This window comes from uncultured Microbacterium sp. (assembly GCF_937927635.1).
Taxonomy (GTDB): Bacteria; Actinomycetota; Actinomycetes; order Actinomycetales; family Microbacteriaceae; genus Microbacterium.
Genome location: NZ_CALBRW010000011.1, coordinates 61,080 through 76,285, shown reverse-complemented (window position 1 = coordinate 76,285; position 15,206 = coordinate 61,080). Strand labels below are relative to the sequence as shown.

Here is a 15,206-nt window from a genome sequence, read left to right as displayed (position 1 = left end):
TCATTTCGTGGCTGGGGACAGACAGGATTCGGTCAGGATGCCGGCCTGAGCGAGGACGTCGAGCACGGTCTCGTGCTGGTTGAAGGCGTACAGGTGCACGCCGGGCGCGCCGCCCGCGACGACGTCGCGGGCGAGATCGGCAGCCCATTCGATGCCGATCTGCCTGCGGCCCTCGGCGGTGGGCTCCACCTCGAGGGCGATGGACAGCTCGCCCGGCAGCTCCTCGCCGGTGAGCTGCAGCACGCGATTCAGCCGGGCGGGCGAGGTGATCGGCATGATGCCGGGCAGGATCGGGATGGTGACCCCGGCGCGACGAGCGCGCTCGACGAAGGCCAGGTAGTGATCGGGGTGGAAGAACAGCTGCGTGATGGCGAGCGTGGCGCCCGCCGCCTGCTTGGCCAGCAGTGCGTCGACGTGCTGGCTGCTGTACGCGGACCGCGGATGCCCGTTGGGGAACGCCGCCACGGCGATGCTGACCTTCCGCCGCGGCGCCACCCGCACAGCGCCGGGGTTGCCGGGCACCGGCGACTCCTCGTAGGGGGCACGTTCGGCCTGCACGCGATCGATGAGCTGCACCAGCTGCGCGGAGCTCTCCAGGTCGCCCAGGAACGGCTCGCTCTCGTCGTGACCGGCGGGAGGGTCGCCTCGGAGCGCGAGGAAGCTGAGGATGCCGGCATCCAGGAACTCCCTGATCAGTCGTGCCGCCCCCGCGTAGGTGTTCCCCACGCAGGTGAGGTGCGCGAGGGGCTCGACGTCGGTGTGCGCGCGGATGTAGCGCAGCACCTCCAGCGATCGTCCGCCCGTGGAGCCGCCGGCGCCGTAGGTGACCGACAGGAAGTCAGGGCCAGCGGCGGCGAGGCGGTCGATGGTGTCGTGCAGCGCCTGGACGCTGGCGACCGTGCGCGGCGGGTACAGCTCGAAGGAGAACGGCGTACAGCTGGGCAACGGTGCTTCTCCTTCGCGGATCGGGGTGTGAATGCACGGTAGAACGCGGGCACCGCCCGGCGCACACTGTGTGACGCCGTGTGTCGAGTCACGGCCGCGGATAGGGTCGGAGGATGAGCACGCCCTACGGTTCCTGGCCCTCGCCGTTCTCCGCCGCCGACGTGTCGGCATCCGCTCCCCGCATCGACGGCGCGCGGTTCGTGGGCGACGAGATCTGGTGGGGCGAGTCGGTGCCGTCCGAGGGCGGCCGGGTCACCGTGCGCAGCTCGTCGGGCAGGGAGGTGCTTCCCGCGCCGTGGAGCGCCCGCTCGCGCGTGCACGAGTACGGCGGCGGGGCCTGGACGGCGGATGCCGAGGGAACGCTGTACTTCGTCGACGGCGCCTCCCAGCGCGTGCTCCGGATGCCGCGCGGCGGCGCTCCGGAGCCGCTGACGGCGCCCGGTCCGCAGTACGGCGGACTGTCGCTGCAGCAGGGACGGCTGTTCGCGGTGGAGGAGGACCTGCGGCCGGAGCAGCACGTGCGCGGAATCGTGGAGATCCCGCTCAAGGCACCGACGTCCAGCGACGATTCTCGTGTGCGGCACTTCTGGACTTCCGACGGCTTCTTCGCACACCCGGCGCTCTCGCCCGATGGACGCCGACTCGCGTTCGTGGAGTGGGTCGACTCCCACATGCCCTGGGAGCATGCGATAGTCGCGGTCGCACATCTGGAGTCCGGATCACTCATGTCCGTCCCCGCTCGTGCCGCGCTGCAGCCGGAGTGGCTCTCCGATCAGGAGCTGCTGTTCTCCGACGACGCCACCGGGCGCTGGAACCTGTGGCTGGCCCGGATCGCCGAGGACACCTCACCACCCGCTCAGACACCCCCTGCGACCACCGAGTTCTTCGACACCGCCGATGCCGACACCGGCGGTGGCCTGTGGTTGCTCGGCCAGCGCTGGTACGGCGTGCTGGCCGACGGCCGCATCGTGGCGGTGCGCACCAACGGCTCCGACGAGATCGTGCTGATCGACCCGGCATCCGGCGACGTCGAGACGCTGGACGTGCCGATCACCGCCGAGGCGAGCATCTGCGATGTGCACGGCACCCGGGTGCTCATCTCCGGGGCCGGCGGCGACGTGGAGCGCGGGCTGTGGAGCCTGGATGCGGACTCCGGCGAGGTCACGGCGATCCGCGGCGGTGAACGCGTCGATGCGCGCTGGGTCCCGATCGCCCGACCGGTGACGTTCGACGGGCCGCACGGGGAGGTGCACGCCTTCGACTATCCGCCCACGAACCCCGACCCGGTCGCCCCCGCGGGCGAGCTGCCGCCGTACATCGTCATGGTGCACGGCGGTCCCACCGCGCACGTCTCGGGTGCGGCATCCGCCGCCTACGCGTACTGGACCAGCCGCGGCATCGGCGTGCTGGACGTGAACTACGGCGGTTCCACCGGCTACGGCCGGGCCTACCGCGAGCGGCTGGACGGCCAGTGGGGCGTCGTCGACGTCGACGACGTGATCGCCGCAGCACAGGGCCTTGCGGATGCAGGCCTCGCCGATCCCGCGCGCATCGCGATCCGCGGCGGCTCCGCCGGCGGCTGGACGGTGCTCAGCGCACTCGTGCGCGGCGGGGCGTTCGCCGCAGGCATCAGCCGGTACGGCGTCGCCGACCTGCGGATGCTGGCATCCGACACCCACGACTTCGAGAAGCACTACATGGAGGGCCTGGTCGGGCCGCTGCCGGAGGCCGAGGACCTGTACATCCAGCGGTCGCCGCTGACGCATGCGGACCGCATCGACGTGCCGGTGCTGCTGGAGCAGGGCTCGGACGACAGGGTGGTGCCGCCCTCGCAGTCGCAGGTCATCCGCGATGCGCTGGCCGCGCGCGGCATCCCGCACGAGTACCTGGAGTTCGAGGGCGAAGGCCACGGCTTCCGCCGTGCGGAGACCATCATCGCGTCCCTGGAGGCCGAGCTGGCGTTCCTGGGGCGGACGTTCGGGTTCACGACAGCAGAGTAGCGGCTACTCCCCCAGGCGGTTCCGGGTGCGCATGGCGCGCTCGGCGTCACGGGTGTCCTGACGCTCGCGCAGCGTCTGGCGCTTGTCGTACTCGCGCTTGCCCTTGGCGAGGGCGATCTCGACCTTGGCACGGCCATCGGAGAAGTACAGCCGGGTGGGAATCAGCGTGTAGCCGCCCGCCGAGACGGCATGCTCGAGCTTGCGGATCTCGTCGCGGTGCAGCAGCAGCTTGCGGATGCGCTTGGCGGCGTGGTTGGTCCAGTGCCCCTGCGAGTACTCCGGGATGTGCACGGCGTCGAGGAACGCCTCGCCGCCCTTGATGTACGCGTAGCCGTCGCTGAGGTTGGCTCGCCCCTGGCGCAGCGACTTGACCTCGGTGCCGGTGAGCACGAGACCGGCTTCGTACGACTTCTCGAGGTTGTAGTCGTGACGCGCGCGACGGTTGGTCGCGATGACCTTCTCACCGCGTTCCCTGGGCATGTTGTTCTCCTGACTCGCCGGTCCGATCCGGACCAGCCGATCAGTCTATCGGGTCAGGTGCGCAGCCAGCGACGGATCGCGAATCCTGCCGACAGCGCGGAGAGCAGGATGCCGATGCCGATCAGCACGGGCACGACGAACATCGCGTCCTGCATGCCCACCAGCGGGCGCATGAACGGCACCCGGTCGGCCAGGTATCCCTCCACGCCGAAGTGCACCCCGGCGAGCACCGCCGCACTGGCGAGCACCGACCCGAGGAAGGCGGCGAACACGCCCTCCAGCACGAACGGCGTCTGAATGGAGCTGTTGGAGGCGCCCACCAGGCGCATGATGCCGATCTCCTTGCGCCGGGCGTAGGCGGAGAGCCGGATGGTGGTGGAGATCAGCAGCACGGCGGCGATGAGCATGAGCGCCGCGACGCCCACGGCGATGTAGGTGGCGACGGTGAGCGCTGAGAACAGCGGATCCAGCAGTTTGCGCTGATCCTTCACGGCATCCACCCCGGCCTGACCGGAGAACGCCTCGGTGATCACCTCGGACTGCTGCGGGTCCTTCATGGTCACGCGGAAGTCCACCGAGGTGTTCTCCACGCCGATCACGTCGGCCTGCTCGGCACCGAGCTGGGCGACGATGTCCTTGAAGGCCTCCTCCTTGGACTGCTTGCGCATCTGGCTGATCAGCGGCGCCAGGGCATCGCCCTTCAGCGCCTGCTCGACCTGGTCGATCTGCTCCTCGGTGGCCTCGCCGCCCACGCAGGTGGGGCTGGTCGACAGCGGCGAGCACATGTAGACCGTGACCTCGGCCTTCTCGCCCCAGTAGCCGCGCATGGTGCTGATCTGGGACTGCATGAGCACGGCCGCGCCCACGAAGGTGAGTGAGACGAAGGTGACCAGCACCACCGAGATGACCATGGAGAGGTTCCGGCGCAGACCCAGCAGGGCCTCGCCGATGATGAGTCCGAGATTCATGAGGTCGGGCCCACTTCCTCGTCGTCGTCGGAGAGACCGAGGCGATCGGCGACTCCGAGCTCGTCGACCTTCACGTCGGGGAGGATGATCGGGTTCGTCCTGGGGCCTGCGGCCTGGGCATCCGTCTCCTGCGCCGGAGGCTCCACGGGCGGAGGCGGGGGCTGGACGGCATCCGGGGCCACGACGGGCACCGCCGTGGTCTGGCGCTGCACCTCCTGCACGGCCGTGAGGGCCGCCGCTGCCGCGGCGCCGGGTACGGCCTCCGGCTGCAGGCGGGGGATGCCGGAGGTGTCGCCGTACCCGCCGCCGACCTCGTCGCGCACCATCACGCCCTCCTTGAGCTCGATGACGCGGCGCTGCATCTGGTTCACGAAGGCGGCCTCGTGCGTGGCCATGACCACGGTCGTGCCGCCCGCGTTGATCCGCGTCAGCAGCTGCATGATGTCCACCGAGGTCGCGGGGTCGAGGTTTCCGGTGGGCTCGTCGGCCAGCAGCACCTTGGGCCGGTTGACGATGGCGCGGGCGATGGCCACGCGCTGCTGCTCGCCGCCGGACAGCTCGTGCGGCATCCGCTTGGCCTTGCCGTCGAGTCCGACCAGCGCCAGTGCCTCGGGCACGGCCTGCTGGATGAATCCGCGCGAGGTGCCGATGACCTGCAGCGAGAAGGCGACGTTCTGGTAGACGGTCTTCGACGGCAGCAGCCGGAAGTCCTGGAAGACCGAGCCGACGTGGCGACGGAAGTACGGCACCTTGCGGTTGGCCAGCGAGCGCAGATCGCGCCCGAGCACGGCCACGCGGCCGGTCGTGGGCACGTCCTCGCGGAGGATGAGTCGCAGGCAGCTCGACTTGCCGGAGCCCGATGCCCCGACGAGGAACACGAACTCACCGGCCTCGACGTTGAAGTCGACGTCGGAGAGGGCGGGTCGCTTGGTGCCGCGATAGCGTTTGGTGACGTTCTCGAACCGGATCATGGCCATTCGAGCCTAAGTGCGCCCCGCCGAGGTGCGTTCAGCGACACTCGCCTGAGATCATCCGCCCGTGCCATGATGAGCCATGAGCTTCCCCGCGGGCTGGTACGACGACGGATCCGGACGTCAGCGCTGGTGGGACGGCACCCGGTGGACCGAGCATGTCGCACCCCCGCAGCCGTTCAACCCGCCCACTCAGACGTTCGCCTCGCCCGCTCAGACGTTCGCGCCGCCCGCTCAGGGATTCGCGCCTCCCACTCCGGGATTCGCGCCGCCGTCGAGTTTCGCACCGCCGTCGCCTGCTGCTCCGGCGCCATGGGCCGCGAACAACGCGTACGGCCCGCCCGCAGCATCCGGCTATCCCCTCTCCGCCCCTCCCACCGCCTCAGGAGTCTCCCCGCTGGGGTGGGCGGCGCTTGCGGCGTCCGTCGTGGGCGCCCTGCTGGCGCTCCTCCCGCCGCTCATCTCGTTCGCAGTCCTCGTGCTGGTGGCGGGGATCGTGCTGTCGATCGTCGCGCTGGTGCGACCGGGCGCGAAGTGGCCGGGCATCACGGGCCTGATCGTCTCGGTGCTGGGGCTGATCATCGCGGGCATCGTGCTGTTCGTCTCCTTCGTCAGCGCGACGCTGACGGGGATCAGCGAAGGCGTCGCCAACGAGTGGCCCGATCCGGTGGACTCCCCCCGCTCCGCGCCCGTCGACGGTCAGACCGTGGACTGGTGGGAGGTCGAGGTGGGCGACTGCCTCGCGAGCGACCAGCCATACTACGAGGAGGACGGCCGAGTGGTGCTGGTCCCCTGCGACACCCCGCACGGCGAGGAGGTCTACTACCAGTACGACATGACCCAGCGGGAGTTCCCCGGCGACGGTGACACGGAGGCAGAGGCCGAAGGCGCCTGCCGCGCCGCGTTCGCCGACTTCGTCGGCGTCCCGTATGAGGAGTCCGCGCTGAACTTCGCGGGCTACTGGCCCAGCCAGGAGAGCTGGGACTCCGGGGACCGCATGGTGCAGTGCACGGTCTACGACGACTGGTCCGAGGTCACCGGCACGCTGGCCGGTGCGAGGCGCTGAGCGCGCTCAGTCCTCTTCCTTGCGCTTGCGCCAGCGGATGCCGGCCGAGATGAAGTCGTCGAGGTCGCCGTCGAACACCCGGTCGGGGTTTCCGGACTCGTGGCCGGTGCGCAGGTCCTTGACCAACTGCTGGCCGTAGAGGAAGTAGGAGCGCATCTGGTCGCCCCAGCTGGCGGTGATGTTGCCCGCGAGCTCCTTCTTCTTGGCGGCCTCCTCCTCCTTCTGCAGCAGCAGCAGGCGGGTCTGCAGCACGCGCATGGCGGCCGCACGGTTCTGGATCTGCGACTTCTCGTTCTGCATCGAGACGACGATGCCGGTCGGGAGGTGCGTGATGCGCACGGCGGAGTCGGTGGTGTTGACCGACTGGCCACCGGGGCCCGAGGAGCGGAACACGTCGACGCGGATGTCGCCCTCGGGGATGTCCACCTCGGTGGCCTCCTCCATCAGCGGGATGACCTCGACGGCCGCGAAGGAGGTCTGCCGCTTGTCGGCCGAGCCGAACGGGCTGATGCGCGCCAGGCGGTGCGTGCCGGCCTCGACCGACAGGGTGCCGAACGCGTAGGGCGCGGTGACCTCGAAAGTCGCGGACTTGATGCCCGCGCCCTCGGCGTAGGAGGTGTCCATCACCTTCACCGGGTAGCCGTGCTGCTCGGCCCAGCGCAGGTACATGCGCATGAGCATCTCGGCGAAGTCGGTGGCGTCGTCGCCGCCGGCACCGGAGCGGATGGTGATGATGGCGTTGCGCTCGTCGTACTCGCCGTCCATCAGGGTCTGCACTTCGAGCTGGTTGATGGTGTCCGTCAGCGCGGCCAGCTCGCGACGCGCCTCGTCGGCCGAGTCGTCGTCCTGCATCTCGTTGGCGAGCTCGATGAGCACCTCGAGGTCGTCGAGGCGGCGCTCGACGTCGGTGACGCGCTTGAGGTCGGCCTGCTTGTGGCTGAGCGCGCTGGTGACCTTCTGCGCCTTCTCGGGGTCGTCCCAGAGGTCGGGCGCGCCCGCCTCCTGGCTGAGGCGCGCGATGTCCGCGTGCAGGGAGTCGACGTCGACGACCTCGCGGATGTCGCCGAAGGTGTGTCGAAGCGCCTGGATGTCGGCGGAGAGATCGAGTTCGAACATGGCAGTCCAGCCTATCGCGCCGTGCGAGCGGTTCCGCGCGCCGCGGGCTAGCGTGAAGGTGTGAGCGACAGCGCGGGCAGGATCATCAGGCAGTTCGGGCCGATGGTGTACATCCCCACGGTGCTCTTCGCGCTCGGCGAAGGTGCGGTCATCCCGCTGATCCCGGTGTTCGCCACCCACCTCGGCGCCGACGTGCCGCTGGCTGCGTTGGTGACGGCGATGCTCGTGGTCGGCCAGCTGTGCGGCAACCTGCCGGCCGGGTGGCTGGTCACGAAGATCGGCGAGCGCTTCACCATGGTCTACGCGGGTCTGGCGGCGATCCTCGCCGGTGTCGGGATGCTGCTCGCGCCGTCGCTGGCGTGGCTGACGCTCGCCGTGTTCCTGCTGGGGTTCTGCGCCGCGTCGTTCGGCCTGGCCAGGCACGCGTTCATGACCACGCGCGTGCCGATCCGGTTCCGCGCGCGGCTCCTGTCCCTGTTGGGCGGATGCTTCCGCTTCGGCGTCTTCGTGGGTCCGTTCGTGGCCGCGGGGCTGATCCAGCTGACGGATGCCGAGCACTCCACCATCTGGTTCCTGCTGGGCTGCGTGGCGGTGCTCGTGGTGCTGGTGCTGTTCGGACCCGACCCCGAGCGCATGGCGCCCGCGCTGCTGAAGCCCACCGGGGCCGCCGTGGCCGAGGACTCCGGTGAGGTGGTGACCGGCTCCATCCCGGTGGCCGACCAGCGCGGGGTGTTCCGCACCATGTGGGAGTACCGCGCAGTGCTGTCGAGACTGGGCGTCGCGGCGGCGTGCCTGTCGGCCGTGCGCTCGGCCCGCCAGGTGATCCTGCCGCTGTGGGGCGTCTCGCTGGGGCTGGACGCGACGACCATCTCGCTGGTGGTGGGCGTCTCCGGAGCCATCGACTTCGCGCTGTTCTACGCCAGCGGCCAGGTGATGGACCGCTTCGGGCGCATCTGGGCCGCCATGCCGGCGCTGCTGCTGATGGGCCTGGGCTTCGGCGCGCTGGCGTTCACGCACGACCTGGATTCGGCGCTGCTCTGGTACGGGCTCCTCGCCGCGGTCCTGGGCGTGGGCAACGGCCTCTCCAGCGGCATCCTGATGACCTTCGGCGCCGATCTCGCCCCGCAGCGGGATCCGGCGACGTTCCTGGGGTCGTGGCGAACGCTGACGGATGCCGGCGGCGCGATCGCCCCGGTGCTGGTCTCGGCCATCACGGCCCTGGTCTCGCTGTCGCTGGCGACCGGGCTGATGGGCATCGTCGCGGTCGTGGGAGCCGCCGGGTTCATGCGCTGGACGCCGAAGTACCTGCCCCGTGTGGCCGCCAAGGTGCGCGACTGACTCAGTGCAGCGCCGTGCGGGTCGTCGCGGTGGACTCCAGCGGCACGCCGTCGGGCACGAACGGCGAGATCAGCGGCGGATGCCACACCGTGGCGACCGTGACACGGGCCGAGAGCCCGTCGGGGGTGATGGCCGAGACCAGGCGGGCATCGTGCGCGACAGCGCTGACCACGGCATCCGCCTGCTCGTGCACCTTCTCGTCGGTGAGCTCGGCGCGCACGCCGCCGTCCTGAACCTGAAGGCTGAAGCCGTCGGCACCCGCCAGGGATGCGGCGTCGGCCAGGGAATCCAGGCGCTTCTGCGCGATGTACAGATCCGTTGCGCACACGCACACGAAGATGACCGCGATGGCCAGCAGCAGATAGCCGAGGATCAGCGGCAGCACGCTGCCGTCCTCGTCGGCGGCGAGCGCGCGCAGGCGTCGAGGGCTCATCATCAGCGCCCCCACAGCCGGGAGACCTTCTGCGCGGCATCCGCCTGCACGGGAATCGCGGCGACCCGGTCCAGTCCGAACAGCGGCGGCATGAACGGCAGGCTCACCCGCGTGGCGACCGTGACGATCACGGTGCTGCCCGCCGACGGGCACGTTGCCGCGGCCGGACGGCAGGTGATGCTGACGTCCACGGCATCCGGGTCCATGCCGTACTCGCGGATCACGCTCTGCAGCACGGCATCTCCCCGCGCCGCGGCGGTTCCGGCATCCGGAGCCTGGCCGATCACCCGGGCGGTGTGGCGGGCCGCGGCCTCCGCCCCCAGCGTCTGCTCCTGCACGGCGCCGAGCGTGAGCACCAGGTATACCAGCGGCACGAGCAGCAGCACGCCGACGGTGACGAACTCCAGCACCGCCGTGCCGTCCTCGTCATCCCACAGGCCGCGCAGGCGGTCGGTGCGGCGCCGCTCAGGTCGGCGCTGCTCAGGACGCCGCCGCTCAGTCATCGCCGAAGGATTCCACGGGCGCACGCGCCTCCACCTCCATCCCGTACGGCACGCCGACCAGCCCCAGCACCGGCAGGCTGGTGCGCACGCGCACCACGACGCTCTCGTGCCCGAGGCTGCGATCCTGCCCCACCGACACGTCCTGCGAGTACGTACTGCCGACCGCCCGGTCGATGACCGCACGAGTGCGCTCGGCGCCCTCGCCCAGCGTGGTGTCCGCCAACGCCGCGTACTGCGCGCCCTCGACCGCGGCGTCATGCACGACGTTGCGCACGTACATGGCCAGCGCCAGCTGCAGCACGGCCAGCACCAGCGCGGTCAGCATCGCCCCGACGAGCACGAACTCGACGGGACTGGAGCCGCGCTCATCGGCAGACAGTGCGGGGCGGGGCATGCCGTGATCAGATTCCGGAGACCCGCGAGATCGCCTGCTCGAACAGCCCCACCAGCGCGGGACCGGCGACCGCCCAGATCACGACGACCAGGGCGGCCGTCATGAGCGTGACCAGGACCCATCCGGGCACGTCTCCGCGCTCGTCGTCGGCGAGCTCTCGTCCTGAGGCGAACCATCTTCTCAACGTTGTCATGCGCATATCCGTCCGTGTCGATTTCCTGTGTCGTTCCCTGTTGCTGCTCAGCCGAGACCGAGCCTGAGGATGAAGAGTCCTGGGTACACCGCGAAGAGCACACTCATCGGGAGGAGCAGGAAGACGACCGGCAGGAGCATGTAGATCTCCTTCCGCCCGGCCTGCTCGATGAGCACCCGCTTGGCCTCGTCCCTGGCATCCGCGGCCTGCGAGTGCAGCACGCCCGCCAGCGGTGCGCCGTGCTCGAGCGCCGCGATGATCTGATCCACCGCTCGCGAGAGCCCAGGCAGTTGCAGCTTCGTCGCGGTCTCCCCCAGCGCATCCGCCAACGGCGACCCGGTGTGCACGGCCAGCACGGCCTGGCGCAGCTCCTCGGTGAGCTCGCCGGTGCCGACGCCCGACACCCGTCGCAGCGCGTCCAGCAGGGATTCCCCCGCCGACAGGCACAGCGCGAGGAACTCCAGAGTCGTGGGCAACTCATCGGCCAGCCGTGCGCGCCTCGCCTTGGCGCGCGCCGTGAGCAGCATGTCGCAGGCGATGACCGCACCCGCGGCGAGCAGCACCGGGAGCAGCACGACAGGCGGCGTCATCCGGTCGGCCACGGCCACCACGACCACCAGCAGCGCCCCGGCGACCAGTCCCACGACCGCCCACGCCAGCTGTCGGCCTCGGAACGAGGCCGGCGTGCGGGACGATCCTGCCTGCGCCAGCCGCAGGGCCAGCGCATCCCCGCCGCCCAGCATCCGCTCGAACACAGCCCGCACGCGCTCCCACAGCGACCGCCCGTGCACGGGCAGCACGCCGATGCGAGGGAGGATGCCGGTGGGCAGGGCTTCGTCGGGAACGACGTCACGCAGGTACGGGGCGATACGACGCTCCAGAGGCAGCGCACCCCACCGCGGAAGTGCGGAGAGGACACCCAGCACGCCCAGCGCGAAGGTTCCGCCCAGCAGCACCGCCAGGGCGGCATCGGTGACGGAGATCATCCGAACCACCTCTCCGGTTCGGGCAGGCGGCCGATGCGCAGCATGACCCGGTACGCGATCAGTGAGACCACCGCGCCGACCATGATGACGATCACGCCCTCCGGGCTGGCGTACGCTTCGCGTCCCTCCGGTCGCATCACCAGCAGGCCCAGGATCACCCATGGCGCGACGGCGCCCAGCACGGCGGCGCCGCGGATCCAGGACTGCCTGGCCTCCACCTCGCCGCGCAGCGCGGCATCCGCCCGCACCGACGAGGAGAGAGCCCGCAGCACACCGGTCAGCTCGGTGCCGCCGACCTGCCTGGCCATCCGCAGCGTCTCGATGATCCGATCGGCGATGGGGTCGGCGAGCGCGTCCTTCAGCCGGTCCAGGCTGGTCTCGAAGCGCCCGGTGGAGTGCAGGTCACGGGCGAAGACGGCGAACGCCGGGCGCACGGACTGCGGTGCGGATTCGGCAAGCCCCGCCACGGCGTCCGGCAGCGACAGGCCCACGCGGATGGCCGCCACCAGCAGGTCGCACACGTCGGGCCAGAGCTGCCGACGCGCCTTGCGCAGGCGCAGTCGACGACCGCGCAGGTACAGCACCGGCGCCCACGACGCAGCCCCTGCGGCGAGCACGGCCAGCACCGGCAGCCCCGTCACCAGCCAGGCCACGGATGCGGCGACTGCGGCCAGCGCGATCATGGTCACGACCAGCGTGCGAGTGGACGCCCGCGCGTGCCCGGCCTCCTCCAGCAGCCGACGCAGCCTGCCGCGATGCGGGGTGCGCACGGGCTTCTCCCGCGACGGCCACAGCCACGGCGACGCGCACAGCAGCAGGCCCGCACCCAGCAGCGCCCCGATCAGCAATGTCATGCGTCACCACCGACCCGGTAGACCGGCGAGCTGAGGATGCGCCCCGCCGCCACTTCGCCGGTGGGCGCGATCACCTCGACGATGCGCCGCGAGCCGTCGACCTCCCGACGGCAGTGCACGACATAGGTGATCGAGGTCGCCAACGCCGGCGCGATGAATGCGCGATCGATGTTCCTGCCCGCCAGCAGCGGCAGCAGGGCGAGCTTCTCCAGCGCCTCGGCCGCCGAGTTCGCATGCACGGTGCCGGCACCGGGGACACCGGTATTGAGCGCCAGCACCAGGTCCAGCGCCTCGGCGTCGCGCACCTCGCCCACGACGATCCTGTCCGGCCGCATGCGCAGCGCCTCCTTGACCAGCCGCCGCAGCGTGATCTCGCCCGTCCCTTCCATGCCCGCCTGCCGCCCCTGCAGCGCCACCACGTCGGGGCCGGTGACCGCCAGTTCGAACGTCTCCTCCACGGTGATGATCCGCTGACTGTCGGCGACGGATGCCAGCAGGGCGCCCAGCAGCGTGGTCTTGCCCGCATGCGTGGCGCCTGAGACGATCACGCTGCCACCGGACTGCAGCGAAGCGCGCAGCAGATCCGCGATGTGCGCGGGCACGGAACCCTGTGCGACCAGCGACTCCAGAGTGCGGTGCTGCGGCAGGAACTTCCTGATGTTCACGGCCCAGGAGCCCCTGACCACATCGGCGATGGCGACGTGCAGGCGCGACCCGTCGGGCAGGGAGGCGTCCACGAAGGGCTGGCTGATGTCCACCCGGCGGCCGGTGGACTGCAGCATCCGCTCCACGAGATCCCGCACGATGGCATCCGTCAGCCGAAGATCCACCCGCTCGGTGGTGCCACCACGCGCGACGAAGATGCGATCCGGGCCGTTCAGCCAGATCTCCTCGATCTCGGGATCGTCGAGGAAGGGCTGCAGCGCGCCGAAGCCGGACACCGAGGCCAGCACGTCGCGGATCAGCGCGGCCTCGTCGTCGATGATGGCCTCACCGCGCGCCAGCGCCTGATCGTTGTGCCGCCGCACCTCGGTCTGCGCGATGTGCCGTGCCTCGTCGGGATGCGAGGAGGGATCGGTGTGCTCGAGGCGCAGACGGCGCCGCACCCTCTCGGCGACGACGATGGACGGATGACTCACGCGGGAATCATGTCAGAACCCCGCGATCCGCCGTCAGAGTTATCCACAGGGCGATGTTGGGCAGATGTACGGGTTCCCGTAACCGCCGATCAGTAGACTTGCTGACGCGCGGGAGTGGTGGAATCGGTAGACACGCAGGATTTAGGTTCCTGTGCCCCTGGGCGTGTGGGTTCAAGTCCCATCTCCCGCACGCATCCCCTTCACCATCCGCCGCATCACGACCGACGGGAACGCTCTTGCTTCACACGCTCATCCAGGCACCGACCGCGCTCATCCCGTGGCTGGATCCGCACACGATCATCAGTGCTGCCGGCCCGTGGGCCCTGCTGGTGGTGTGCCTGGTCATCTTCGCCGAGACCGGCCTGCTGATCGGCTTCCTGTTCCCCGGGGACACGCTGCTGGTCATCTCCGGCCTGCTGTCGCACCCGATCGCCGGATCCGAGCACGGGGTGTTCGGGCTGAGCGTCTGGGTCGTGGCGCTGCTGATCGGCGTGGCCGCGTTCGTGGGCGGTGAAGTCGGGTACTTCATCGGGCACAAGGGCGGGCCCGCGGTCTTCGAGCGCAAGGAGTCCGGGCTGTTCAGCCGCAAGAACGTCGAGCGCACCAACGCCTTCTTCGAGCGCTTCGGCGGCCTCACCGTCATCCTCGCGCGCTTCGTCCCGATCGTGCGCACCTTCGCCCCGGTGGCGGCGGGCGTGGGCCACATGCCGTGGAAGCGGTACTCGCTGTACAACCTCATCGGCGCCGTGCTGTGGGGCTTCGGCCTGACGATGTTCGGCTACCTGATCGGCTACATCCCTCCCGTCGCGCGCTTCGTGGAGAACTACATCGACCTGATCCTGCTCGCCGCCGTCGCCGGCAGCGCCCTGCTGACGCTGTGGCACTACCTCAGCGAGCGCCACAAGGTCGGCAAGGAGGCGGCGAGCGCCGGGAGCGACGCCTCCTAGCCCGCGTCCTTCGCGCGCGCGGCCTTGGAGCGCTCCACGCTGGCGCGCAGCGCCTCCATCAGATCGATGACCTCGCCGACGGTGCCTTCGCCCTCCTCGGCGAAGGTCTCCGACACGTCGAAGGTCTCGCCGGCGGAGATCTTCGCGTCGATGAGGGTGCTCAGTTCCCTCTGGTACTCGTCCACGTACGACTCCGGCTCGAAGTCCGACGAGTAGCTCTCGACAAGGGATGCCGACAGCTCCAGCTCCTTGGCGCTGATCTTCACCTCCTCGTCCAGCGAGGGAAAGGCCGCCTCGCGCACCTCGTCGGCCCACAGCAGTGTCTGCAGCACCAGCACGTCACCGCGCACGCGCAGCGCCGCCAGCCGGGTCTTCTGCCGCAGCGTGAACCGCACGATGGCCGTGCGGTCGGTCTGCTCGAGGGTCCGTCGCAGCAGCACGTACGCCTTTGGCGAGGTCGAGTCCGGCTCCAGGTAATAGGCCCGGTCGAGGGTGAGCAGGTCGATCTGGTCGCTGGGCACGAACTCCACCACGTCGATCTCCCTGCTCTTCTCGGCCGGGAGTGCGGCCAGGTCCTTCTTGGTGAGCACGACGGTCTGCCCGTCGTCGTCGACATACGCGCGGTCGATGTCGGCGTAGGCGACGGTCTTGCCGTCGAGCTCGCAGACCCGCTGGTAGCGGATGCGCCCGCCGTCCTCGTCGTGGACCTGATGCAGGGGGACGTCGTGGTCCTCGGTCGCCGAGTACACCTTGACCGGAACGTTCACCAGGCCGAAGGTCACCGCGCCCTTCCAGATGCTCCTCATCACACAAGTATCACCAGTCACAGTGGTTCCGGCCAGGGGCTTGTGCCCGCCCGGCTACTCTGTCCCC

17 protein-coding genes and 1 tRNA gene are annotated in these 15,206 nt (G+C 70.1%); 5 read left to right on the top strand and 13 right to left on the bottom strand.

The window, feature by feature from the left end; all coding sequences use genetic code 11:
* Positions 1 to 945 carry a methylenetetrahydrofolate reductase gene (locus Q0568_RS03050; RefSeq protein ID WP_298862055.1) on the bottom strand — a complete coding sequence of 315 codons (945 nt, stop codon included), beginning with the start codon at positions 943 to 945 and terminating at the stop codon, positions 1 to 3.
* Positions 946 to 1,058: 113 nt separating this feature from the next.
* On the opposite strand from Q0568_RS03050, the gene Q0568_RS03045 reads away from it, so the two are divergent.
* Complete coding sequence (locus tag Q0568_RS03045; protein WP_298862052.1) at positions 1,059 to 2,945, top strand: prolyl oligopeptidase family serine peptidase; 1,887 nt, start codon at positions 1,059 to 1,061, stop codon at positions 2,943 to 2,945.
* Positions 2,946 to 2,948: 3 nt separating this feature from the next.
* On the opposite strand, the gene smpB is transcribed toward Q0568_RS03045, so the two are convergent.
* Genes smpB through ftsE form a run of 3 tightly spaced genes read right to left on the bottom strand, consistent with a single transcriptional unit; the run spans position 2,949 to position 5,364 of the window.
* On the bottom strand, positions 2,949 to 3,425 hold the full coding sequence (gene smpB / locus Q0568_RS03040) for an SsrA-binding protein SmpB (protein WP_298862049.1): 477 nt from the start codon (positions 3,423 to 3,425) through the stop codon (positions 2,949 to 2,951).
* Between the two features lie 53 nt (positions 3,426 to 3,478).
* A complete protein-coding gene (ftsX, locus tag Q0568_RS03035; RefSeq protein ID WP_298862046.1) occupies positions 3,479 to 4,393 on the bottom strand; it encodes a permease-like cell division protein FtsX in 915 nt (304 codons plus the stop codon).
* Positions 4,390 to 5,364 carry a cell division ATP-binding protein FtsE gene (ftsE, locus tag Q0568_RS03030; protein WP_298862043.1) on the bottom strand — a complete coding sequence of 325 codons (975 nt, stop codon included), beginning with the start codon at positions 5,362 to 5,364 and terminating at the stop codon, positions 4,390 to 4,392. Before ftsE ends, ftsX begins: the two co-directional genes overlap by 4 nt.
* 82 nt (positions 5,365 to 5,446) lie before the next feature.
* On the opposite strand from ftsE, the gene Q0568_RS03025 reads away from it, so the two are divergent.
* Complete coding sequence (locus Q0568_RS03025; protein WP_298862040.1) at positions 5,447 to 6,430, top strand: septum formation family protein; 984 nt, start codon at positions 5,447 to 5,449, stop codon at positions 6,428 to 6,430.
* 6 nt (positions 6,431 to 6,436) lie between these two features.
* Here the strand turns inward: Q0568_RS03025 and prfB are convergent, their stop codons facing one another.
* Complete coding sequence (gene prfB / locus Q0568_RS03020) at positions 6,437 to 7,546, bottom strand: peptide chain release factor 2 (RefSeq protein ID WP_298862036.1); 1,110 nt, start codon at positions 7,544 to 7,546, stop codon at positions 6,437 to 6,439.
* Between the two features lie 102 nt (positions 7,547 to 7,648).
* Between prfB and Q0568_RS03015 the strand changes: the two genes are divergently transcribed.
* On the top strand, positions 7,649 to 8,884 hold the full coding sequence (locus tag Q0568_RS03015) for an MFS transporter (protein ID WP_298862155.1): 1,236 nt from the start codon (positions 7,649 to 7,651) through the stop codon (positions 8,882 to 8,884).
* A gap of 1 nt (position 8,885) precedes the next feature.
* On the opposite strand, the gene Q0568_RS03010 is transcribed toward Q0568_RS03015, so the two are convergent.
* From Q0568_RS03010 to Q0568_RS02980, 7 genes are read right to left on the bottom strand one after another with little or no spacing between them, the layout of a single operon-like run.
* On the bottom strand, positions 8,886 to 9,317 hold the full coding sequence (locus Q0568_RS03010; RefSeq protein ID WP_298862033.1) for a pilus assembly protein TadG-related protein: 432 nt from the start codon (positions 9,315 to 9,317) through the stop codon (positions 8,886 to 8,888).
* 2 nt (positions 9,318 to 9,319) lie between these two features.
* Complete coding sequence (locus Q0568_RS03005; RefSeq protein WP_298862029.1) at positions 9,320 to 9,820, bottom strand: TadE family protein; 501 nt, start codon at positions 9,818 to 9,820, stop codon at positions 9,320 to 9,322.
* Positions 9,813 to 10,214: a TadE/TadG family type IV pilus assembly protein gene (locus tag Q0568_RS03000; RefSeq protein WP_298862027.1), complete on the bottom strand. Its 402-nt coding sequence runs from the start codon at positions 10,212 to 10,214 to the stop codon at positions 9,813 to 9,815. The genes Q0568_RS03005 and Q0568_RS03000 overlap by 8 nt, the downstream gene beginning before the upstream one ends.
* A gap of 7 nt (positions 10,215 to 10,221) precedes the next feature.
* On the bottom strand, positions 10,222 to 10,407 hold the full coding sequence (locus Q0568_RS02995) for a hypothetical protein (protein ID WP_298862023.1): 186 nt from the start codon (positions 10,405 to 10,407) through the stop codon (positions 10,222 to 10,224).
* 47 nt (positions 10,408 to 10,454) lie between these two features.
* On the bottom strand, positions 10,455 to 11,393 hold the full coding sequence (locus tag Q0568_RS02990; protein WP_298862020.1) for a type II secretion system F family protein: 939 nt from the start codon (positions 11,391 to 11,393) through the stop codon (positions 10,455 to 10,457).
* A complete protein-coding gene (locus Q0568_RS02985; protein ID WP_298862017.1) occupies positions 11,390 to 12,247 on the bottom strand; it encodes a type II secretion system F family protein in 858 nt (285 codons plus the stop codon). Before Q0568_RS02985 ends, Q0568_RS02990 begins: the two co-directional genes overlap by 4 nt.
* Complete coding sequence (locus Q0568_RS02980) at positions 12,244 to 13,386, bottom strand: ATPase, T2SS/T4P/T4SS family (protein ID WP_298862014.1); 1,143 nt, start codon at positions 13,384 to 13,386, stop codon at positions 12,244 to 12,246. The genes Q0568_RS02985 and Q0568_RS02980 overlap by 4 nt, the downstream gene beginning before the upstream one ends.
* Before the next feature lie 108 nt (positions 13,387 to 13,494).
* On the opposite strand from Q0568_RS02980, the gene Q0568_RS02975 reads away from it, so the two are divergent.
* Positions 13,495 to 13,576: transfer RNA gene (locus Q0568_RS02975), tRNA-Leu, on the top strand.
* Positions 13,577 to 13,622: 46 nt separating this feature from the next.
* Positions 13,623 to 14,333 carry a VTT domain-containing protein gene (locus Q0568_RS02970; protein WP_298862011.1) on the top strand — a complete coding sequence of 237 codons (711 nt, stop codon included), beginning with the start codon at positions 13,623 to 13,625 and terminating at the stop codon, positions 14,331 to 14,333.
* Here the strand turns inward: Q0568_RS02970 and Q0568_RS02965 are convergent.
* Positions 14,330 to 15,139 carry a Ku protein gene (locus Q0568_RS02965; RefSeq protein WP_298862008.1) on the bottom strand — a complete coding sequence of 270 codons (810 nt, stop codon included), beginning with the start codon at positions 15,137 to 15,139 and terminating at the stop codon, positions 14,330 to 14,332. The two genes, Q0568_RS02970 and Q0568_RS02965, sit on opposite strands and share 4 nt — an antisense overlap.
* Positions 15,140 to 15,206: the final 67 nt, after the last annotated feature.

Excerpts from the sequence above, each read along its gene's own strand:
- Q0568_RS03045 (WP_298862052.1), top strand. The coding sequence starts at position 1,059 with ATGAGCACGCCCTACGGTTCCTGGCCCTCGCCGTTCTCCGCCGCCGAC.
- smpB (WP_298862049.1), bottom strand. The coding sequence starts at position 3,425 with ATGCCCAGGGAACGCGGTGAGAAGGTCATCGCGACCAACCGTCGCGCG.
- ftsX (WP_298862046.1), bottom strand. The coding sequence starts at position 4,393 with ATGAATCTCGGACTCATCATCGGCGAGGCCCTGCTGGGTCTGCGCCGG.
- ftsE (WP_298862043.1), bottom strand. The coding sequence starts at position 5,364 with ATGATCCGGTTCGAGAACGTCACCAAACGCTATCGCGGCACCAAGCGA.
- Q0568_RS03025 (WP_298862040.1), top strand. The coding sequence starts at position 5,447 with ATGAGCTTCCCCGCGGGCTGGTACGACGACGGATCCGGACGTCAGCGC.
- prfB (WP_298862036.1), bottom strand. The coding sequence starts at position 7,546 with ATGTTCGAACTCGATCTCTCCGCCGACATCCAGGCGCTTCGACACACC.
- Q0568_RS03015 (WP_298862155.1), top strand. The coding sequence starts at position 7,649 with ATGGTGTACATCCCCACGGTGCTCTTCGCGCTCGGCGAAGGTGCGGTC.
- Q0568_RS03010 (WP_298862033.1), bottom strand. The coding sequence starts at position 9,317 with ATGAGCCCTCGACGCCTGCGCGCGCTCGCCGCCGACGAGGACGGCAGC.
- Q0568_RS03005 (WP_298862029.1), bottom strand. The coding sequence starts at position 9,820 with ATGACTGAGCGGCGGCGTCCTGAGCAGCGCCGACCTGAGCGGCGCCGC.
- Q0568_RS03000 (WP_298862027.1), bottom strand. The coding sequence starts at position 10,214 with ATGCCCCGCCCCGCACTGTCTGCCGATGAGCGCGGCTCCAGTCCCGTC.
- Q0568_RS02995 (WP_298862023.1), bottom strand. The coding sequence starts at position 10,407 with ATGACAACGTTGAGAAGATGGTTCGCCTCAGGACGAGAGCTCGCCGAC.
- Q0568_RS02990 (WP_298862020.1), bottom strand. The coding sequence starts at position 11,393 with ATGATCTCCGTCACCGATGCCGCCCTGGCGGTGCTGCTGGGCGGAACC.
- Q0568_RS02985 (WP_298862017.1), bottom strand. The coding sequence starts at position 12,247 with ATGACATTGCTGATCGGGGCGCTGCTGGGTGCGGGCCTGCTGCTGTGC.
- Q0568_RS02965 (WP_298862008.1), bottom strand. The coding sequence starts at position 15,139 with ATGAGGAGCATCTGGAAGGGCGCGGTGACCTTCGGCCTGGTGAACGTT.